The organism is Streptomyces sp. NPDC002588 (genome assembly GCF_040295925.1).
In the GTDB taxonomy this organism is placed as follows: domain Bacteria; phylum Actinomycetota; class Actinomycetes; order Streptomycetales; family Streptomycetaceae; genus Streptomyces.
The window spans coordinates 34,205-53,044 of sequence record NZ_JBEOWF010000066.1; the positions used below are offsets into that span (position 1 = coordinate 34,205).

General features: G+C 68.6%; 18 protein-coding genes and 1 pseudogene. 10 read left to right on the forward strand and 9 right to left on the reverse strand.

Going from position 1 to position 18,840, the window contains the following annotated elements; translation table 11 throughout:
• Window positions 1-30: 30 nt before the first annotated feature.
• Window positions 31-663 carry a class I SAM-dependent methyltransferase gene (locus ABT057_RS45400; RefSeq protein WP_352350554.1) on the reverse strand — a complete coding sequence of 211 codons (633 nt, stop codon included), beginning with the start codon at window positions 661-663 and terminating at the stop codon, window positions 31-33.
• A gap of 469 nt (window positions 664-1,132) precedes the next feature.
• On the opposite strand from ABT057_RS45400, the gene ABT057_RS45405 reads away from it, so the two are divergent.
• The 4 genes from ABT057_RS45405 (at window position 1,133) to ABT057_RS45420 (ending at window position 6,422) form a co-directional block, all read left to right on the forward strand.
• Complete coding sequence (locus tag ABT057_RS45405; RefSeq protein ID WP_352350556.1) at window positions 1,133-2,020, forward strand: oxygenase MpaB family protein; 888 nt, start codon at window positions 1,133-1,135, stop codon at window positions 2,018-2,020.
• Between the two features lie 57 nt (window positions 2,021-2,077).
• Entirely contained in the window at window positions 2,078-4,369 is a 2,292-nt protein-coding gene (locus ABT057_RS45410; RefSeq protein WP_352350558.1) for a serine/threonine-protein kinase, read from the forward strand.
• 268 nt (window positions 4,370-4,637) lie between these two features.
• Window positions 4,638-5,666 (forward strand): aldo/keto reductase, encoded by a 1,029-nt coding sequence (locus tag ABT057_RS45415; RefSeq protein ID WP_352350560.1) that lies wholly within the window; start codon window positions 4,638-4,640, stop codon window positions 5,664-5,666.
• Between the two features lie 231 nt (window positions 5,667-5,897).
• Window positions 5,898-6,422 (forward strand): nuclear transport factor 2 family protein, encoded by a 525-nt coding sequence (locus tag ABT057_RS45420; protein ID WP_352350562.1) that lies wholly within the window; start codon window positions 5,898-5,900, stop codon window positions 6,420-6,422.
• 148 nt (window positions 6,423-6,570) lie between these two features.
• Here ABT057_RS45420 and ABT057_RS45425 read toward each other — a convergent pair whose 3' ends face one another.
• The 3 genes from ABT057_RS45425 to ABT057_RS45435 all read right to left on the reverse strand — a co-directional run bounded on the left by ABT057_RS45425 (window position 6,571) and on the right by ABT057_RS45435 (window position 8,810).
• The gene (locus tag ABT057_RS45425) at window positions 6,571-7,353 is read right to left on the reverse strand and encodes a dienelactone hydrolase family protein (protein WP_352350564.1); all 783 of its coding nucleotides are present in this window, start codon (window positions 7,351-7,353) and stop codon (window positions 6,571-6,573) included.
• A 159-nt stretch (window positions 7,354-7,512) separates the two neighbouring features.
• Window positions 7,513-7,863 carry a DoxX family protein gene (locus tag ABT057_RS45430; RefSeq protein WP_352350566.1) on the reverse strand — a complete coding sequence of 117 codons (351 nt, stop codon included), beginning with the start codon at window positions 7,861-7,863 and terminating at the stop codon, window positions 7,513-7,515.
• A gap of 248 nt (window positions 7,864-8,111) precedes the next feature.
• On the reverse strand, window positions 8,112-8,810 hold the full coding sequence (locus tag ABT057_RS45435) for a TetR/AcrR family transcriptional regulator (protein WP_352350568.1): 699 nt from the start codon (window positions 8,808-8,810) through the stop codon (window positions 8,112-8,114).
• Between the two features lie 314 nt (window positions 8,811-9,124).
• Between ABT057_RS45435 and ABT057_RS45440 the strand changes: the two genes are divergently transcribed.
• Together ABT057_RS45440 and ABT057_RS45445 are read left to right on the forward strand one after the other, a co-directional pair.
• Window positions 9,125-9,337, forward strand: a complete 213-nt coding sequence (locus tag ABT057_RS45440) for a hypothetical protein (RefSeq protein ID WP_352350572.1) — start codon at window positions 9,125-9,127, stop codon at window positions 9,335-9,337.
• A 12-nt stretch (window positions 9,338-9,349) separates the two neighbouring features.
• Window positions 9,350-10,378 (forward strand): MBL fold metallo-hydrolase, encoded by a 1,029-nt coding sequence (locus ABT057_RS45445; RefSeq protein WP_352350574.1) that lies wholly within the window; start codon window positions 9,350-9,352, stop codon window positions 10,376-10,378.
• A gap of 291 nt (window positions 10,379-10,669) precedes the next feature.
• Here the strand turns inward: ABT057_RS45445 and ABT057_RS45450 are convergent, their stop codons facing one another.
• Complete coding sequence (locus ABT057_RS45450) at window positions 10,670-11,515, reverse strand: SDR family oxidoreductase (protein ID WP_352350576.1); 846 nt, start codon at window positions 11,513-11,515, stop codon at window positions 10,670-10,672.
• Between the two features lie 398 nt (window positions 11,516-11,913).
• On the opposite strand from ABT057_RS45450, the gene ABT057_RS45455 reads away from it, so the two are divergent.
• Window positions 11,914-12,993 carry a cytochrome P450 gene (locus ABT057_RS45455; RefSeq protein ID WP_352350578.1) on the forward strand — a complete coding sequence of 360 codons (1,080 nt, stop codon included), beginning with the start codon at window positions 11,914-11,916 and terminating at the stop codon, window positions 12,991-12,993.
• A 220-nt stretch (window positions 12,994-13,213) separates the two neighbouring features.
• Here ABT057_RS45455 and ABT057_RS45460 read toward each other — a convergent pair whose 3' ends face one another.
• Window positions 13,214-13,720 (reverse strand): nuclear transport factor 2 family protein, encoded by a 507-nt coding sequence (locus ABT057_RS45460; RefSeq protein ID WP_352350580.1) that lies wholly within the window; start codon window positions 13,718-13,720, stop codon window positions 13,214-13,216.
• A 268-nt stretch (window positions 13,721-13,988) separates the two neighbouring features.
• Here ABT057_RS45460 and ABT057_RS45465 point away from each other — a divergent pair, with 268 nt between their 5' ends.
• Together ABT057_RS45465 and ABT057_RS45470 are read left to right on the forward strand one after the other, a co-directional pair.
• Window positions 13,989-14,375: a carboxymuconolactone decarboxylase family protein gene (locus ABT057_RS45465; RefSeq protein ID WP_352350582.1), complete on the forward strand. Its 387-nt coding sequence runs from the start codon at window positions 13,989-13,991 to the stop codon at window positions 14,373-14,375.
• A 376-nt stretch (window positions 14,376-14,751) separates the two neighbouring features.
• Complete coding sequence (locus ABT057_RS45470; protein ID WP_352350584.1) at window positions 14,752-15,447, forward strand: hypothetical protein; 696 nt, start codon at window positions 14,752-14,754, stop codon at window positions 15,445-15,447.
• Between the two features lie 52 nt (window positions 15,448-15,499).
• Here ABT057_RS45470 and ABT057_RS45475 read toward each other — a convergent pair whose 3' ends face one another.
• Together ABT057_RS45475 and ABT057_RS45480 are read right to left on the reverse strand one after the other, a co-directional pair.
• The gene (locus ABT057_RS45475) at window positions 15,500-17,110 is read right to left on the reverse strand and encodes a hypothetical protein (protein ID WP_352350586.1); all 1,611 of its coding nucleotides are present in this window, start codon (window positions 17,108-17,110) and stop codon (window positions 15,500-15,502) included.
• A gap of 230 nt (window positions 17,111-17,340) precedes the next feature.
• A pseudogene (locus ABT057_RS45480) lies at window positions 17,341-18,112 on the reverse strand (transposase).
• A 76-nt stretch (window positions 18,113-18,188) separates the two neighbouring features.
• Here ABT057_RS45480 and ABT057_RS45485 point away from each other — a divergent pair.
• A complete protein-coding gene (locus ABT057_RS45485; protein ID WP_352350588.1) occupies window positions 18,189-18,569 on the forward strand; it encodes a hypothetical protein in 381 nt (126 codons plus the stop codon).
• Window positions 18,570-18,622: 53 nt separating this feature from the next.
• Here ABT057_RS45485 and ABT057_RS45490 read toward each other — a convergent pair.
• Window positions 18,623-18,840: hypothetical protein (locus ABT057_RS45490; protein ID WP_352350590.1), on the reverse strand; the 218-nt coding region annotated here is incomplete at its 5' end.

The window sequence follows — 18,840 nt, forward strand, 5'->3', positions numbered from 1 at the left end:
CGGCGCAGCGGCGCGCCCGGGGGCCTGCTCTCACGATGCGCGGCGCAGGGCCAGCACGTTGTCGGTGACGGTGGCCGTCCGGCCCTGGGGGCCGGTCGCGGTGCGTTCGGGTGCGTGACAGCGCTCTGTCGTCCAGGAGCCGTCAAGTTCCAGCGACGCCAGAACCTCCTCGGGGCGGGGGAAGTGCACGTCTTCGCCGGCCTGCCAGGACCAGGGGGCGACGGACGCGTGTTCCACGATGATCAGCAGCCCGCCGGGGGCGACGGCCGCCGCCGCGCGGCGCAGCACCTTCTCGCGGGGGATGTCGAGGGGGGTGTGGAAGTAGCCGGCGTTGACGAGGTCGAAGCGGCCCGCGGGAAAGTCGTGGGCCAGGTCGTGGCGGGCGGGGTGCACGCGCTCGGCCACGCCGCCCGCGCGGGCTCCGGCGGCCACGCGTTGCAGGGCGGTGGGCGCGATGTCGACGGCGGTGACGTCCCAGCCTCGGGTGGCGAGCCAGATGGCGTCGCCGCCGTGTCCGCACCCCAGGTCCAGTGCGGTACCGGGGGTGCGTGCGAGGGTGGTGACGAGTTCCTCGAGGACGGCGTTGGGTTTGGTGCCCCACTGTTCGTCCAGGCGGGAGTAGTGGTTCTCCCAGAAGACCGCGGAGTCGCTGCCGGTGCTCATGAAGGACTCTCTTTCTCCTGTGGGTGGTTCGGGTCAGCCGACGTGGAGGGGAGTGCCGGCGGGGATGCCGGTGCGCGAGTGGGTGGTGCTGATCGAGCCCGGGGAGGACCATCGCGGGCAGGACGACGGGCAGGTGGCCCCCGGTGGCCTCGATCACGCCGGGCCACAGCGTGCCGGGTGCTGAGTGGACAGGTCGTCGGCCCGCATCGAGCGAAGGAGCCGTCGATCCCGACGGTGCCCGTCGGCCTGCCGCGGTCGCAAGTTGGGTTGCCGTTTCGGCAATATCGAGTCATGGGCCGGCAGCCGCGTCAGGTCGGTCCGGCGACCTCGTCCGATGGCGCCGGACGTTCCGGGCGGAGGGAGCCGGGACCCCGGGAAGATCCGTGGATCTGTACCGAGGTGGCGGGAAACCTCGGCAGACTGTTCCCCGTACTGCTGAGGCTGGCTGGCGAAAGCGCAGGTCGACGTGATGGTCTGGAGACATCTGGCGGCTGTGGTCACATCTGCCGGTGGGACGGGTGATCCGGGGCTGTTCACCCCCGCGAGCGTGACATGGCAGATGCACGGCGATCCCATGATGTGGGTCGCCGGGATCAGGGCGCTCTACCTCCAGGCCCTCCATCCCCGGGCCGTACGCGGTGTCATGGAGAACTCCGACTTCCGGCGCGACGCCTGGGGCCGGCTCATGAGCATCGCGAACTTCGTCGGCACCACGACGTACGGCACGAGCGAGGCCGCCGAGAAGGCCGGGGCGCGCGTCCGCAAGATCCACCGGATGCTCTCGGCCACCGATCCGGAGACGGGCGAGCGGTACCCGGTCGACGAGCCCGGGCTGCTCCTGTGGGTGCACTGCGCCGAGATCGACTCCTATCTGCACGTCCTGCGCCGCTCCGGTTACCCCCTCACCGACGCGGCCGCCGACCGCTACCTCGCCGAACACCGGGTCAGCGCCCGCCTGGTGGGCCTCGACCCGGACGCCGTACCGGCCTGCCGGGCGGAGATGGACGCCTACTTCGAGAGGACGCGGTCCGAACTCGTCGCCGGAGACGATGCGCGGGCGGTGGACGACTTCCTGCTCCGCCCGCCGACGCACCCCCTGCTCGTCCCGGCGCGCGCCCTGCTGTGGCGCCGTGTGGCGCATCTGGCGTACGCCTCCCTGCCGCCGTACGCCCACGAGCTGTACGGCCGACCCGCGCCCGCGCCCGCCACCGTCACCCGGGAACTGCGGGCCACGGGCACCCTGTTGCGCCGCGTCCCCGCCCGCCTGCGCTGGCAGCTCCCGCCCAGGCACATTCTGCGGGCCATGGCGAGACTGGGCCCAAGTGCCCGTCCCGCGCCGTACAAAGTCGGACGATAGGCCGCCATACTGGACGAGCCGAGGGCGGGCCGGACAGTACGGGGGCGGCGGTTCACTATGGCGGACGAGACGAACAAGGCGGAGACGGCGGCAAGGCCGGAGAAGACGGCAAAGGCCGCGGGAGCCGAGGAGCCGGGGAGCACGCTGATCCAGGGGCGGTACCGGCTGCTGGAGCTGATCGGACGCGGCGGCATGGGCGAGGTGTGGCGCTCACGCGACGAGTCGCTCGGCCGGATGGTCGCCGTGAAGTGCCTCAAGCCGCGCGGGCCGGACCGCGATCCGTCCGTCTCGCAGGTACTGCGCGAGCGGTTCCGGCGCGAGGCCCGGGTGGCCGCGGGGCTCCAGCACCGAGGGATCACCGTCGTGCACGACTTCGGCGAGGCCGACGGCATGCTGTACCTGGTGATGGAGTTGCTGGAGGGCCGCAACCTGTGCCAGCTCCTCGACGACAACGAGCGCCGGCCGCTGCCCGTCCCCGACGTCGTGGAGATCGCCGACCAGGTCGCCGCCGCCCTCGCCTACACCCACCGGCAGGGCGTCGTGCACCGCGACCTGAAACCGGCGAACATCGTGCGGCTCGACGACGGCACCGTGAAGATCTGCGACTTCGGCATCGCCCGCCTCGGCCACGACGTCGGCTTCACCTCCCGGCTGACCGGCACCGGCATCGCGATGGGCACCCCGCACTACATGTCCCCCGAGCAGATCGGCGGCGACGAGGTCGACCAGCGCAGCGACCTGTACTCACTCGGCTGCGTCCTGTACGAACTGGCCACCGGGGCACCGCCGTTCGACCTCGGCGACCCCTGGGCGATCCTCATCGGCCACCGCGACACCCCGCCCCGGCCCGCCCGCGACCACCGTGGAGACCTGCCCGACTACCTTGACCGGATCATCCTCGACCTGCTCGCCAAACGGCCGGGGCAACGACCGTACGACGCATGCGAGGTGGGGCGCCGGATCACTGTCGGCCGGGCCATCCCGGCGCATGCGCCGACCCTGGTCACCGCACGACCGGGGCCGCCTGAGCCCGAGCCGGCGCGGCTGCCGGACTGGACGCGCGGCATGACCACCGGGCACCGGGCGACCGGTGCCGGACTCCCGGTCACGCCTGCGGACGCGGGGGCGGCGCTGACCGGCGACTGGATCCCTCGCCCGGCCCTCGGCACGGCCCCCGCGCCGGCCGGGCCCGAAGCCCCCTCTCCCCGGACGCCCACCGCGCTCGCCGCCCGGCACGACGCCGGACTCGGCCTCGGACGGCTGGGCCGCTGGGCCGAGGCCGGGGAGGCGCACCGGGCGGTCGCCGCCGAACGCGCGCACCTGCTCGGCGCCGACCACCCCGACACGCTCGCCAGCCGCTACGAGGCCGCCTTCGCCCTCAGCCGGACCGGGCGGGCCGCCGACGCCCTGCACGAGTACCAGCAGGTGGCCGCCGCCCGCACCCGGCTGCTGGGCGCCGACCACCCGGACACCCTTGCCGCCCGCCAGGAGACGGCCTACGTGCTCGGCAGACTGGGCCGGCACTTCGACGCCCACCAGGTCTACACGTCCGTCCTCGCCGCCCGGGAGCGCACGGCGGGCCCCGACCACCCGGACACCCTGCGCTGCCGCCACAACCTCGCCTTCAACCTCAGCCGGCTGGGCCGCCTGGAGGAGTCCTGCCGCATGGCGAGGGAGGTGGCGGCCGCCCGCGCCCGAGTGCTGGGCCCGGACCACCCGGACACGCTCGTCACCCGCTACGAAGTGGCCTACGCACTCGGCCGGTCGGGCCGCTGGCAGGAGGCGCTCCAGGCCTACCGGGAGGTCGCCGAGGCCCGCGCCCGCGTCCTCGGCCCCGACCACCCCGACACGCTCGCCGCCCGTTACGAGACCGGCATCAGCCTGGGCCGCCTCGGCCGCGGTGAGGAGGCGCTCCGGCTCTACCGCGGTCTGGTCGACGACCGCACCCGCGTGAGCGGCCCCACCGACCCCGAGACCCTCCGCGCCCGCCATGGTCTCGGCGTCAACCTGGGCCGGCTGGGCCGCTGGGAGGAGGCCCTCGCCGAGTCGCGGGACGTGTGCGCGATCCGCGAGCGGGTCCTCGGCGCCGACCACCCGGACACCCTGGTCAGCCGGCGTGAGATCGCCGTCGCCCTGGGCTGGCTGGACCGGTGGGCCGACGCCCTGACCGAGTACCGGCGGGTGGCCGCCGCCCGCGAGCGGGACCTCGGCGCCGACCACCCCGACACCCTCGCCGGCCGGGGCGACGAGGCCCACTGCCTCCAGCAGCTGGGCCGCGGCGCGGAGGCGGTGGCGCTGTACCGGAAGGTGGCAACCCTGCGGGAGCGGCGGGCGGCAAGCGGGGCGTGAGCCGGGTCGGCCCGAGCCGAGCTCCGGGTACGACAGCCCGGCACGGATGCCGTCGACCGCGGCCCGCGCGTACCGGCCATCGGCTCCGGCAGGGCACCGCCCGCACTCGTCTCGGCGATGTGGGTCTGGCACCCGAAGCTTCTTGACGTTTGAGTATATATTTTGTCGCTGCCGTCATTGCCTGAGAAGGGGTGCGGCGCGACACCTCAGAGGTCGAGGGCGGCCGTCGGACGAGCCCGTGACCAGCAGCCCGTGCAGAAGGAGAACCATGCGGTACCGCACGCTGGGCCGGACCGGCATCAAGGTCAGCCCCTACTGCCTCGGCGCCATGATGTTCGGCGCCATCGGAAACCCCGACCACGAAGACTCCATACGCATCATCCACAAGGCGCTGGACGCGGGCATCAACTTCGTCGACACCGCCGACTTCTACTCACGCGGCGAGTCGGAGGAGATCGTCGGGAAGGCTCTCAAGGGCCGCCGCGACAACGTCGTCCTGGCCACCAAGGCGCACCTCCCGATGGGGGACGACCCCAACCAGCAGGGCAATTCGCGGCGCTGGCTGGTCCGCGCGCTGGAGGACTCCCTGCGCCGGCTGCAGACCGACCACGTCGACCTGTTCCAGATCCACCGGCCCGCGCCGGACACCGACATCGAGGAGACCCTCTCGGCCCTCACCGACCTGGTACGGGCCGGCAAGGTCCGGGCCATCGGTTCCTCGACCTTCCCGGCCTCGGACATCGTCGAGGCGCAGTGGGCCGCCGAACGGCGCGGCCTGCAGCGCTTCCGGACCGAGCAGCCGGTGTACTCGATCCTCGACCGGAGCATCGAACGCGAGGTTCTGCCGGTCTGCCGGCGCTACGGGATGGGCACGCTGGTCTGGAGTCCGCTGGGCGGGGGGCTGCTCACCGGCCGCTACCGCAAGGGCCAACAGGCCGCCACTCATCGCGGCGGCTTCGGCTTCGGGCACATGAGCAACGAACGCCGCCTCGACGCCGTCGAACAGCTCATCCCCCTCGCCGCGAAGGCGGGGATGCCGCTGACGCACCTGGCCATGGCCTTCGCGATCGCCCACCCCGGCGTCACCTCCGCGATCATCGGACCGCGCACCATGGACCACCTCGACGACCTGCTCGCAGGCGCCGAGACCACCCTGACCGACGAGATACTGGACCAGATCGACGCCATCGTGCCTCCCGGCACCGAGGTCGGGACGCTCGACCTGGCCTACAACCCGCCCGCCATCCAGCAGACCGCGCTGCGCCGCCGTCTGCCCGACGAGCGCTCCGCCGCCTGACCCGGCCCGGAGAACGGCCCGCAGGAGATCTCCCACCGCCGCCGACGACTCCGGCTTCCCGGTCAACGGCCTGCCGCCCGCCGGGCGGCAGGCCGTCCGCACCAGCCCGCGTTCCACCAGGCACGGATCGCCGATCCAGGGGTAAACCTTCCTCTCCCGCCTCGGCGCGGGCGCTCCTAGGTTCGAGGCTGCGGGCGCTCACCAGCCCGCCGCAGCGAAAGAGGAGCACAGATGACCATGAAGAACCCTGTTTCTCGGATTTCCCGCCGTTCCGCCGTCTCGGTGGTTGTGGGCGCGCTGGCCGCGGCCACACTCACCGTGGCGGGTACCGCCTCGGCCGATTCTCGGTCCGGTAGGGGCGAGCACCGGGTGGAGAGCCAGGTGCAGCACAACAAGTACGTCGCGGTCGCCTTCCTGGATCTGGCCTTCAACAAGAAGCAGCCCGAGGAGGCCGCCAAGCGGTACGTGGGCGACGAGTTCATCCAGCACAACCCGCTGTCCGCCGACGGCACGGGGCCGTTCATCCAGTACGTGAAGTGGCGGACCACCCTGTCCCCGGACCTGAAGTTCGACTTCAAGCGGGTGTTCGGCGAGAAGGACCTGGTGGCGGTGCACTACAAGAGAACCTACGACTCGACCGACCGGGGTGCCGCGGTGATGGACATCTTCCGGTTCGAGAAGGGCAAGATCGTCGAACACTGGGACGTCATCCAGGACATCCCGGAGACGTCGGCGAACGACAACACCATGTTCTGAGCCTGTTGTTCGCCGCCAGGACGTTCGGCTCCCGGCACCCGGAGCCGACGTCCTGGTCGCCGGCCACCGCGTCGATCCGCGCACCGGCCGGGGCAGCCTTCTCCACGAGGGTGAGTCCGGTTCCACGGCCTCCGGGACGGATCTGAGTTCAGCCGGCGGCCGTACTCGGCAGCGCCCCCTCCACACGGAGGTGATCACGCAGATGGGCGATGGTCCGTGCCCACGTCGCGCCGGCTGTGTCGGCGGGGTCGCCGAGGTCGGCCGACCCGAGGAAGCCGTGGCCGAGCCCGGGCAGGACCGTGTGCTCGAAGTGTGCGTCGGCGGCCCTGGCCCGCTCGGCGTAGCGTTCGACGCTCGCCAGGCCCACGGTGTCGTCCTGGTCGCCCCAGAACGCGAGCACGGGCCCGCGCAGTGAGCCGACGAGATCGATCGGCCGCGGTGGCGGCGACACCACCCATGCCGGGGGCTCGGGGAAGCCGTAGTAGGCGACCGTCACGAGATCGTCCTGTGTCGACGCCAGGTCGAGTGCGAACGTTCCGCCCATGCAGAACCCGATCGTGCCCACCGCCGCGCCCGCGCAGTGCTCGCCGAGCCAGCCGACGGCGGCGCGCATGTCCTCGACGCTCTGCCGCTCGTCGAGCTTGGCGCGGCGCGCGATCGCGGCCTTGGCGTCCACCTCCGGCAGTGGCCCCTGACGGAAGAAGACGTCGGGCAGCAGTGCCTGGAAGCCCGCAGCGGCGACCAGGGCGGCGAGGTGCTCGTAGAACGGACTGAGGCCGAGCATGTCGGCGATGATCAGTACGGCGGGCGCGCCCGGAGCCGTGACGACGTGCTGCGCGGGCATCACCTCGCCGGTGGGCAGGCTGATCTCCACGTCGCGGCGCACGACGTCGGGCGTCGACTCACCCGGTGGGATGTCGGTGTGGCACATGGCGGGCTGTCTCCGGTCGGTCGTGAGGGTGTGCTCGCCCGGCCTCCGGGGCGGCGGCTGGTTCGGCAGTGCGGAGCTCGGCGGGTCACAAAGCCCTGAGAAGCGAAACGGCACAGGCGGGCACGCAGACCGCCGGTGGGGCCAGTCTCGGAGGCGACCTCATGCCATCAGCGATGCCACGCCCGTCGCGAGTGTCAGCAGGCCGAGTACTGCCGGGACCGAAGTGTTCTTCGCGGAGTCGTCCGCCCGGACGTGGTAGGCGACCGCGCCCACCATGAGCAGGGTCAGCCCCGCGGCCGCGGCGATCTGCAGCGGCCGCCACCACAACCCGACCGTCAACCCGGCAACCGCGGCGATCTCGAGCAGCGCGACCGTCACGTGCAGGCGGTGGGAGATGTGCAGCAGCCGCGCGCTCTCTTCGAGCGCCGGCACACCCACCAGCTTCGCCACTCCGCTTCCGAGGAAGGTCAGTGCGAGTATGACCGAGAGTGCTCCGGCGAATGTCGACATCGGACTGATTCCTCACGGGTGCGCCACAGGGGCAGGGGCGTTGGACCGTCAGGTTACGTCTGTGTTGTAAATTCGACAAGAATGTCTGCGCCGGTGTCGGGGCGCAGAGTGTGCGGGCGCCACCGTCCTCCGCCGTTCCCCGGCCGCCCGCGCCGTTCGCAAGGGCCGACAGGCGACTGTGCTCGGAGCCGTCTCCGGTCCGCGGCGCCGGGCATCGGGACCGGCCCCCGCGGACATCGGCCGGAGCATCAGGCGTCGAGGACTCGCTCCAGGTAGTCGAGGTCCTGCCGGAGCAGGGCCAGCGCGGCCTTCGGTCCGGAGACCTCCGGTGTCCGGTCCTCCGGCCGGATCACCATGGCCACCGCCAGGTCGGACACATGTTCAGCGACTTCTGAGTCTGTGTAGTGAGCGTCGCCGGGGTGATGCCACCAGGCCACCCAGTTGCACATTCCCGCCACGGCGAGCGCGGTCACCCGGGCGTCCACGGGCTGGAACTGCCCCTTCACGACACCCTCTTCCACCACGTGCATGAGGCCGGTCAGGGCGGCGCGCTGACCGGCTCTGTTCGCTTTGGCGGCAGCCGGTGGCAGGTCCGCCTCGGACCGGAGCAGCAACTGGAACCGGCTGGGCTGGCTGGCCCGCTGGAATGCGATGAAGCGGGCGATGTTGCGCAGCTTCGTGGCCGGGTCGAGGGAGTCGTCCTTGGCGAGTGCCTCGATCTCCGCGGCGGGGGCTTCGGTCATCTGGGCCACGAGCTTGGCGAGAAGGTCGTCCTTGCTCTTCACGTAGTAGTAGAGCGCGGGCCGTGTGATCCCCATCGCCTCCGCGATGTCCTGAAGGTTCGTACCGGCGAAGCCTCGCTCCGCGAAGAGCCGGGACGCCTGCTCGAAGATCTCGGTCTCGACCAGTTCCCGCCGTGCCGTCGGGCGCGTGGAGTTGGTCGCCACCTGCTTCGGGGAGCGACGTCCCGCGCTCCTGGGCCGTCCCTTGCCCGGGCTCTCCGGTTTGGCGTCTTTCGCGGTATTTCCCGAGCGTTCCGTCATGACCTCGATGTTACGGGCCGCCCCGTGACTGATACCGGGTGTCATGGCGCGCCTGGTGGGCGGCACCCCTTCCCGGATGATGACGTGAGTGACAAACTGTAGACGAGATCGTAAAATGCGATGGGGGCTGTGCTGTCGTCGAGTTGCCCGGCCGCGCCGAGGGGGCCCGGCCTGCAAGTGCCGTTGATCTGAGCCGCGTTTCCCCGGAGAGGCAAGTCATGTCCAACCTCGAGCATGCCGCGTTCAAGAATTTCCCGGCCGACTTCCGGGGCGAAGTCTTCCGACCCCAGGACATCGGCTACACGGCAGCGCGAGCGATCCACAACATGCGGGACAGCAATGCGACGCCGGCCCTGATCGCGCGGCCCGCCGACGAGCAGGACGTGCTGGCCGTCGCACGCTTCGCCGTCGAACCCCTCAGCGTCGGCTGACGGGGCGGCGAAGTGGCGGAGGCAACCTGGGCCGCGGCCGGGATCGAGACCGTCCAGCCGGGGGTGCATCGCGTTCCGCTGCCGCTTCCGAACGACGGCCTGCGTGCCGTCAACGTCTATCTGTTGGAGGACCGGACCGACGACGGCGGCATCGTCATGATCGACGGCGGCTGGGCGATACCCGAGGCACGCAAAGCGCTCGAGGAGGCCCTCGCGGTCATCGGCCGTGACCTCGGCGACCTCAGCCACATCCTGGTCACACACATCCACCGCGACCACTACACCCAGGCGGTGGAGCTTCGTCGGCTACTGGGCTCGAGTGTCTACCTGGGCGTGGACGAACGTCCGGGCCTGGAGAGGCTCCACCGGCTGCGCGGCGACGGATTGGCCGCCCCGCTCGAGACGCTGCGCAGGGCGGGGGCCGGTGAACTGGCCGACAGCATCCGGGCGGCGGACCCCGGCGACCGCGATCTGAGCGTGTGGGAGTTCCCCGACCGGTGGCTCGCCGCGCAGACGCTCCGGTTCGGCGACCGTGAGCTTCAGGTGATTCCGACTCCCGGACACACCAGGGGACACGTCGTCTACCTGGACGAGCGGCGTGGTCTGCTCTTCTCCGGAGACCACGTCCTGCCGCACATCACCCCGTCCATCGGCCTGGAACCGGCCGACTCCGACAGTCTGCCGCTCGCCGACTACCTGAACTCGCTGCACCTCATGACCCGGCACGCCGACGCACGCCTGCTTCCCGCGCACGGGCCGGTCGCCGACAGCACCCACACCCGGGTCGCCGAACTGCTCAGCCACCACGACGACCGGCTCCGCAAGAGCCTGTCCGCACTGGGCGATGATGTGCTCGACCCTTACGCGGTGGCACGCAGACTGGGCTGGACGCGCCGGGAGTTGCCCTTCGGCGAGCTCAACGCCTTCAACCAGATGCTGGCGGTGAACGAGACGGCGGCACACCTGGATGTCCTCGTGCTCCGAGGCCGGGTCGAGAGGACATCCGTGAACGGCGTGAACCGTTACACGCGCGTGCGCTGACCCGGAGGGCCGGCGAGCGGCGAGATCGGTCTGCCCGATCGCAGGCCCGGTCCAGGGCCAGGGAGGCGGTGATCCGCCGCGGATCCGCCTGAAGCGCGTCGGCGCTCACTTCGGTGACCAGGGCGTCGAGCCCGGACCGTGCGCAGACCTCGGCGAGGTGAGGACGCCGGCCTGCACCATGGCACGGACGATGGTCGGCGCCCCGTCACCCCGCGCTGGGCCTCGTCCGGCTGCCGTCCGTGCTCCGCGGGTGACGGCCACGGGGCGAGCGAGGACCTCGGCGGCACCGGGTCAGCCAGCAGCAAGCTCCCGCCTGGCGACCTCCGCGAACGTGGCGGCAGGCCGGCCGAGCAGCATCTCGAGTACACGCGGGTTCCCGCGAAAGCCGTACTGGTCGTAGTAGGCGAACGTCGAGATCATGTCGGCCGCGGCCATGGGGTTCGAGGCAGCGACCGGCGGCAGCGGGCCGGCGGCGACCGGCACCTGGCGGGTGGGCAGTGGCCTGCCCTTGGCTGCCGAGATGTCGACGGCCATCTCCTTCAGGCTCGTGAGCGGTCCGGAGAGCTCGTAGGTCGCGTAGTCGTGCCCGGGCTCGGTCAGCACCCGTGCCGCGACCTCGGCGAGGTCGCGCAGATCGAGCATCGCGATGCGGGCCTCGGGGTTGAACGGAAGGGTTACCTCGCCTTCGGCGCCGCCGAACATCAGCAGCGCGACCTGGGAGAACATCGACGGTTGCAGGATCGTCCAACGCAGGTCGCTGTCGCGTACGGCGGCCTCGGCGTTCGCCTTGCGGATGTGGTTGCGCAGCACAGGCGTGTGCGGATGCATCACGGAGTGATAGACGAAGCGCGGCACACCGGCGGCCACGGCAGCCCGCACGGCATTCTCGACCAGCACATCCTCGAGGGGGTGCAGCGCCGGGGGAATCACATGCACGGCCTCCGCGCCGGCGAACGGCTCGCGCAGCTGCGCTACTTGAGCGAGGTCGGCGCGGACCACGGTCGCCTCCGTGTCACGCAGGCGTTGCTCACCCGCGTCGCTGTGGCTCAGTGCGACGACGTCGACGTCGCGCGCCCGCAGGGCGGCGATCAGACTCCGGCCCGCTGCTCCGGCGGCGCCTGCGATCACGATGCTCATCAGAAGACCCTCCTCAAAGTTCCGAGGCCGACGGCCTGACGTGCGCCGGCGACCTGCCGTCTGTCCGCCACCCGGGCGGTCAGCGCCTTCCCCTTTGCCCCGTGGGCTGCGCACAGCGACTCCGGACCCGGCGGGGAGCGGCTGGATGTCTTCGCTGTGCGGGCCGTCCAACACCAGGTCAGCGCCGTTGTGCGGGTGATTCTTCGATGCTAGCATCAAATAATCGACGCGACTGTAGAAGCGCGTCAGAAGGTTTGCTGGAAGGGTGCCTGACAATGCCGTCATCATCCGCTCGGAGCGACGACCCGCAAGAGTCCGCTCTGATCGATTTCAGTACCTATGGAACGACACCGGCCGAGGCTCACGAGCGACTCGCTGCGGCTCGGGGCAAGTGCCCGGTGGCTCACAGCGAGGAATTGGGCGCCTTCGACATCCTGCTTCGGTACGTCGACGTCAAGAACGCCGCAAAGGATTGGAAGACGTTCTCGTCGAGGCCCTCGGCGGTGCGTCCGGTGGCGGCAAGAGCCCGTCTCGCGATCGACTGGGATCCGCCGGAGCACACCGCGTGGCGCAAGATAGTCGACCTCGGAGTGGACGCCACGACACCTGATCGCATCGAAGGACTGGTGGAGGCCGACACTGTCAGCCTGATCGATTCGTTCGCTTCAAAAGGTGAGTGCGATCTGGTTGCGGACTACTGTGAGCAGGTGCCGCTCCAGGCGATCTGTCACATCCTGGGATTCGATCCCGAGCACAAAGCGGAAATCCGCCGTCTTTCCGGCGACGTGCTTGCGAGCCTGAAGGAGCCGGAACGGCTCAGGAAGGCGCTCGGTGAGTTCTCCGAGATTGTCGCGGCGCCCGTGCTCGGGCGCCGGGGCAAGGAGGGCAGGGACTTTCTGACCCTGCTTGCGAACGCCGAGATGAACGGTCGGCCGCTCGATGTGCAGGAAATTACGGACACCATGGTCAGTCTGCTCCTTGCCGGGCACGAGACCACGGTCTCGGGTTTGAGCAGTCTCCTCTACGAGGTGCTTCGACGGCCGGAGGTGCGCGACAGGCTCATCGCAGATCCCGACCTCATCCCGGCGGCGGTGGAGGAAGCACTGCGTCTGCATCCGCCTGTCTTCGGGTTCTACCGGCGTGTCACATCGGATGTGAACATCGCGGGTGTGGACATCGCCGAGAACTCGACGACGTACCTGTGCTGGGCTGCGGCAAACCGCGACCCGGAGAGGTTCACCGAGCCCGACGAGTTCCGGCTCGATCGTGGGCCGGCTCGTCACCTGACGTTCGGATTCGGCATACATACCTGCCCCGGGCAGGCTGTCGCCCGAATGGAGATGAATGTCGCCGTGGCCGAACTTCTGAAGCGGCTCCCGGACATACGTCTGGCCACCGACGACATCCGGCACGAGTTCCGTGGTTCGGAGACCGAATCCATTTCGTCACTTCCCGCGGTTTTCACGCCGACCTCGTAGTCGTTTCGTTGCGGATCTGCCGACCGGCGGACAGATCCTGTCAACCGGCGCGTCCCGCTGACGGTCACCGCAGGAGAGCTGCGTTCGGCAACGTCTGCCGATCCACCTCCGGTCGTCCATCAGCGGGACGCCGGCTCGAAAGCCGGAGCCTTACGCGACGCGTGGTCCCGGCTCACCCCGGCCACCACCCTGATCCGCTGGTGGCGACGGGCTTGGCGAACTACTGGTTGCTGTCGCTTTCGTCAGCGGGTGGAGGCGACGTCCTGTTCACACTGGCAAGGTCGCTGGGAGTGCGCAGTTCCACCCGGAGACGAGTGAGTCTGATTTCGGAAATCTGCCAGCGACCTGCGCTGTTGCGCCGGTACTTTTCCTCGTAATGGCCGTAGCCTTCGAAGGCGCGCCTGTGCTTCGGGTCGTCGACCCAGTCATACAGGGCCCAGATGCCGGTTGCGGAATCAGAGTCGATGATCTCGATCTCGGGCATGAGTCCATGATGGATGGAAAGTGAATGACTCATGCGGGCACGCACGAACTCATTGACGAACTGTTCTCCGGTCGTGGCCCGCGGGGTCGGCTCACTCTCGAAATAGAACTTCATGTCGTCAGTGACAAGGCGACGAAACGCTTCCCAGTCTTTTGTGTCGACGAATCTGAGGTAGCGTGCCTTGAGCACCTTGATTTCCTCGATGGCCGCCAGGCGTTCGGGAATGGTGAGACCTAATGTCATGCCTGCATGCCTTTCGCCTTTGATGTGATCTCTGACGCGATGCCACGGACAACGTGCAGCGCCCTCATCAGGGCGGCGACGCCATCTTTCTTTTCCATGCCTCCATCGTGCCCGATTTCCTCTTTCGCAGCCAGAGATCATCGATCCATGGATAGCCGGTCCTCTCCCGTCCACACGCCAACGCTCGTACGGTCTAAGTCTGCGGGGCGCACCATTCGCCGGGACCGATGGGCCTGTCATGAGGCCAGGATGGATAGGAGAGGGTCCCTTGATCAAGGATGAGGAATTCAAACGCGGCATCGAGCTGCGGCAGGCGATGTTCGGCCCGGGTCAGGAAGCCGCGGTCGACTCGGCTCCCCCGCTGACCGAGAAGCTCCAGGAGATCGTGACCCGCTGGTGCTTCGGTGACATCTGGCAGCGCGAGGGCCTGTCCCGGCGGGATCGGAGCCTCATCACGGTGGCGATGATGGTTGCGCTGGGTCGCGCCACCGAAACGCGTCACCACATGGGGGGCGCGCTGGCGAACGGCGTGTCGGACGTGGAGTTGCGGGAGGTGTGCCTGCACGCGCTCCTGTACGCGGGGATCCCGGCGACCGCCGAGGCCCTCAACGTTCTTGAGGGTGTGCTGGCGAGCGAGGGCGGGCCGGCTCGATGAGTACGCGTGCACCCCTGGCAGGCAACGGCAGGTCCGCGCTCAACGGCATGTGGGCGGGTGTGTTCTCACCGGGCAGGCAGGCCGACGACGTCTAGGGCGTGTTTCGAAAGTAGCGTCGTCTGCCCGAAGGGCAGGCCTGGCGGCGTCTGGTGCGTGCGATCGCAAGGCGGAGGGTCGCCCCGATACTGGATGTATCGGGGTGAGCCCGACAACGCGGCTGGGGTCCCCCCTCTGGGGGAGTGCGTGCCAGGCGTCGCCAGGCAGGCGGGACTTTCGAAACACGCCCTAAGGGCTGTCCCGTAATGCTCGGTTGGGTGCAAACGAGGCGGACAACCTGCTGTCGGCGGGGGCAGGCGGACCCGCCTATGCTTCCGCCATGCAGCAGCCTCGATCCATAGCGATGACCGACGGTGACCTGGTTCCGGCGTTCCCACACCAGCTTGCCAATGACGTTCGCGCGGTCTTGGCGGTCATGCCGGAGGCCCGGTCGCACCCGTCGCCGTTCTCGGTGTACGTGGACGATGAAGCCGTCGCCATTCCGTATCGGATCTATCAGGATGAGCTGCCCGTCGACGTGGTGCGCTCGCTGTCGGGGGTGCAGCAGGCGATCCTGCACTGCCTGTACTCACGGCACAACGACGGGCTGGTCCGCCAGCGTCACCTGGAGCAAATCGCCAGTTCCGACGAGCCGTGGGTGGTGCCGTTCGTGGTGCAGTTGGTCGGCGAGTACGTCTTGGAGATCCTGGAGTCCATCCAACGCGGCCTTTCCGACCTGCCCTCCAAGCGGTCTGCCCAACGGCTGGCATACGGGGACTTCATCGCGCGGAATCCGGGGTTCTTCGCGCGGACTGAGCGCCGGGTGGTGAGCTACTGGTCCTGCTACTACCGGTGGAAGTTCCCTGTGTTCGGCACATACCTGGGCTGCCAGCTGCTGGAGCTGCTGCGGGCCGCCGCAATCGACCGCACGGGCAGGCCATTGCCCCGCCACACGCCGGCCGGAGACTGGTCCATGAGTCTTCGACGTCAACCGCAGCCCCGTGAACGTCTCCACCCACACACGCTCAGCACGTAAGACCCCGGCCATACACAGGACATGCCCAGCTCAGAGCCTTGTGCAACACCCTTTAGCGGGGCAGAGCGATCGCTGACAGCTCTGTTTCCGACGTTCCGTAGCGAGAGTTGTAGCTCGCGAGTATGGACGCCTCGAGTACGTTCACATCGACATCTTCGGTCGTGCGCGGAGAAGGCTCGCCGGGCGAATGCTCGTAGTTGAACACCACGACGTCGATGTGGATATTTTGCTTGAGCCTGCGGCCGGCGAGTGTTCGCAGAAGGACAGCAGAGATCGCCGGGTAGGGCGTGAACTCCGGATTGGCGAGCCAGTCCCTCAGGTCCGCCTCGGGAACGCTGAAATCGACCCCGGCGCCCGCGAGCGCGTGCAGTGTGTCATCGACGATGAGCGGTTGCTGCACGTTCCCGGGCGCCTCACCGGTGACGGTGACGGGTCCCCGCCAAATCCGGTCCGATTCCTCTCGCCAAAAGAGGTCAAACCCGCGTTGATCATGATGGCGCGCAATGACTTCGAGGTTGCCGTCATCACCGGTGCCGAAGCGGCTCTGGATCATCGAAACCTCGTCATAAAGAGCTTCCCCGAATTTGGTTCCGAACGACCACCCGCTGTCGAGAATGGGGGTATCGCCGTGGTCGCCGTTCTCGCGCCAGAAGTGCAGCAGACCCCCCGCCTTCGCGGGAACTACGACCTCTAGGTTGCCGTACTCGGCGTCGTCACCGAACAATCCACTGATCGCGCCGCTCTCATCCAGGCCATAGTCGGCCTGGATGATAGCTGGGCGTCCTCGGAACGGACGCAACTCATGCCCCAGCGGCGTGGGAAGTGTGAGCGACGTGGCGTCCTTCCACAGCTCCCCGGTGCTCGCCCCGGGGCTGTTCCGGGTGTATGACCACTCGAGGATGCTCAGCGCTCCTTCGGTTGAGCCGCCGGCCACGAGAATGTCCCCGGAGACGATGTCGAACTCCACGCTCTCGCGCATCTCCTTCCAACCGGCGGAGGTCGTGATGTTCTTCAGCGTCGTCAGCGCCAACCCCAGGCCGACGAAGTTCCTGTCTCGGAGGACGGCGCTCGAGATGGAGCTAAAGACGGGAGGGCTACTGATGTGCTCCCAGCCGTTCGGCAACGTGGATCCTGAGCCGAAAGGATTGGGGCGTTCCTCGTTGCGTCGGCGGAACATGTTGAACCCCTCGCCCTTCGAGGGGATCACGGCGAAGAACTCACTCGGACCGTGAGCGTCGAGGTCGAAAAAGAACCCCGACCCCTTGAAGCGGGCACCGGAATAGGCAAGCGAGGGAACGCCCTTGGCCTGCGTGACGACAGTCTCGGCCTGAGTCCATCTGAACGTTCCGCCGTTCTCCCTCCACCAGTGCTCGGCGTCACCGTTCTCAGCCACCGCGACAACCTCGAGATTGCCGAGCCGACCCTCGAACGACCGGAAGTCGGACTCGATCACCGACGCCCCCTGATACCGGCCCCTGCCGAAGATGGTCGGCCCGTGCCAGGGCAAGGCAGGATCGTCGTTGTTTCGCCAGAAGTGGGCCAAGCCGCCGTCGGGCCACGGTATGACGACTTCGAAGTTTCCGCTCTCGCCCCCACGGCTCCTCGTCAGGAAGCCACCGCACGGAGAGGCCTTGGGACGCTCTGGGTAGTCGAGATCTGGCATGACTGCTCCGACCTGGGTATCGGGCACACCATTACTGATAGGTGGGGCGGCCCGAGAGGAGTCATTAGGGACCTGGCGCCTATCACCACTATGGGTCAAGCACGGGCGTCCCGCAGCCCTGCGCGAATGTGGAATCGATCAGGCAAGATCATTAGACGACGCGCTCAACTAAGACCTGTCCCGTAATGATCGAACGGCTGAGTCGGGCTGCTCTGGCGTGGCCTCCTCGTCTATCCAGCAAGGGTGAGGTTGTGGAGGTGGGCGATGCCGAGCATGGCGTGATGGACGCCGTCGCCCTTGAGGCGGCAGTCCCGGAGGATCTTCCAGCCCTTCATGTGGGCGAAGGTGTGCTCCACGCGAGCACGAACCTTGCGGTGGGAGGTGTTGTGTTCCTCCTTCCAGGCCGGGAGTTCGGTCTGGAAGGCGTTCACGGCGGTGTGGGATGACGAGGCCGGTGCCGCGGTAGCCGCCGTCGGCAATCACGGTTGTACGGCCGACGGCGGCCTTCGCGCCGGAGAGCTCCCATGCCTTGCAGTCGTTACGGTTGCCGGGTAGAGGTCTGCCGATCACGACGACGAGTCGGGTGTCGGCGTCAATGACGACCTGGTGGTTGGTGGAGTAGCGGTAGTTCTTCGACTGCTCGGCCACCGTGTGGTCGCGTGTGGGCACCAGGGTTCCGTCCACGATGAGGACAGTGTCCGGACGGAACCGTTGGCGTGGCTGGAACGCGAGAAGGGGCCCGACGTGGTCGATGATGCGGTCGGCCGCGGACTTCGAGATCCCGAATAGCGGCCCGAGCTGGCGCAACGTCAGGTTGGTACGCCAATATGCCGCGACCAGCAGGACCCGGTCCTCCAGCGAGAGGCTCCAAGGCCTGCCCCGTCGGACGGCATCTGCTCCCTCACGGCGCAGCTTGGTTACCAACTTGCGAAAGTAGCGCGGGCTCAGCCCGGCGAACGGCGTTATCCAAGACGGGTTAGACGCCGTGATCACACCAGCCATGCGACAGATCATTTCAGTTGCTGATCTCCCTCCGTCCAGTTGAGCATGGGTGCCAACGAGGCAAGGAGGCCGATGGATGGGGCTCATGCTCTGCCCGGCAGACGACGACGTGGCCAGCCCGGACATCTCGTGGTCGCACTACGGGTTCAATCTGTTCAGGGAGTGGCTGGCCCAAATCGAGGGATTCGCTCTTCCCGAGATGGTCGGCTTCGGTGGGAAGCGCGCGTGGAACAGCATCACCACCACGCTGGCGCCGCTGCTCAACCATCCAGACGACGACGGCGACCTTGCACCCTCTCAGTGCGCGGACATGCTGCCACGGCTGGAAGCGATCGTCGGCGAGCGGCCACAAGTCGCCGACGATCCCGTCCTCCAACGGCGCGTCGATGACACCCGCCAGCTGATCGATGTCTTGAAGTACTGCGTGGATAAGGGCGTCCCGCTCGACTTCTGCTGACTACCGGACCCAGTAGTTCCCGCCCCGGACGGCCGGTAGTTACGGGACAACCCTTAGGAGCCTTCGTGGCCTCGCTCGTCGAGGGTCCGCTCGAGGTAGTCGAGGTCCTGGCGGAGCAATGCGAGGGCGGCTTTCGGTCCGGGCATGTCGGGGGTTCGGAGGCTTGTCTGCAGCAGCATGGCCACGGCCAGTTCCGCGAGTTGGTCCGCCACTTCGGCCTCTCGCGTGCCGGGGTCACTGTCCGGGTGGTACCACCAGGCGACCCAGTTGC

What these genes read in the sequence shown, in the direction of transcription:
- ABT057_RS45400 (WP_352350554.1), bottom strand. Translation starts at nt 663, where the DNA reads ATGAGCACCGGCAGCGACTCCGCGGTCTTCTGGGAGAACCACTACTCC.
- ABT057_RS45405 (WP_352350556.1), top strand. Translation starts at nt 1,133, where the DNA reads ATGGTCTGGAGACATCTGGCGGCTGTGGTCACATCTGCCGGTGGGACG.
- ABT057_RS45410 (WP_352350558.1), top strand. Translation starts at nt 2,078, where the DNA reads ATGGCGGACGAGACGAACAAGGCGGAGACGGCGGCAAGGCCGGAGAAG.
- ABT057_RS45415 (WP_352350560.1), top strand. Translation starts at nt 4,638, where the DNA reads ATGCGGTACCGCACGCTGGGCCGGACCGGCATCAAGGTCAGCCCCTAC.
- ABT057_RS45420 (WP_352350562.1), top strand. Translation starts at nt 5,898, where the DNA reads ATGACCATGAAGAACCCTGTTTCTCGGATTTCCCGCCGTTCCGCCGTC.
- ABT057_RS45425 (WP_352350564.1), bottom strand. Translation starts at nt 7,353, where the DNA reads ATGTGCCACACCGACATCCCACCGGGTGAGTCGACGCCCGACGTCGTG.
- ABT057_RS45430 (WP_352350566.1), bottom strand. Translation starts at nt 7,863, where the DNA reads ATGTCGACATTCGCCGGAGCACTCTCGGTCATACTCGCACTGACCTTC.
- ABT057_RS45440 (WP_352350572.1), top strand. Translation starts at nt 9,125, where the DNA reads ATGTCCAACCTCGAGCATGCCGCGTTCAAGAATTTCCCGGCCGACTTC.
- ABT057_RS45450 (WP_352350576.1), bottom strand. Translation starts at nt 11,515, where the DNA reads ATGAGCATCGTGATCGCAGGCGCCGCCGGAGCAGCGGGCCGGAGTCTG.
- ABT057_RS45460 (WP_352350580.1), bottom strand. Translation starts at nt 13,720, where the DNA reads ATGACATTAGGTCTCACCATTCCCGAACGCCTGGCGGCCATCGAGGAA.
- ABT057_RS45470 (WP_352350584.1), top strand. Translation starts at nt 14,752, where the DNA reads ATGCAGCAGCCTCGATCCATAGCGATGACCGACGGTGACCTGGTTCCG.
- ABT057_RS45475 (WP_352350586.1), bottom strand. Translation starts at nt 17,110, where the DNA reads ATGCCAGATCTCGACTACCCAGAGCGTCCCAAGGCCTCTCCGTGCGGT.
- ABT057_RS45485 (WP_352350588.1), top strand. Translation starts at nt 18,189, where the DNA reads ATGGGGCTCATGCTCTGCCCGGCAGACGACGACGTGGCCAGCCCGGAC.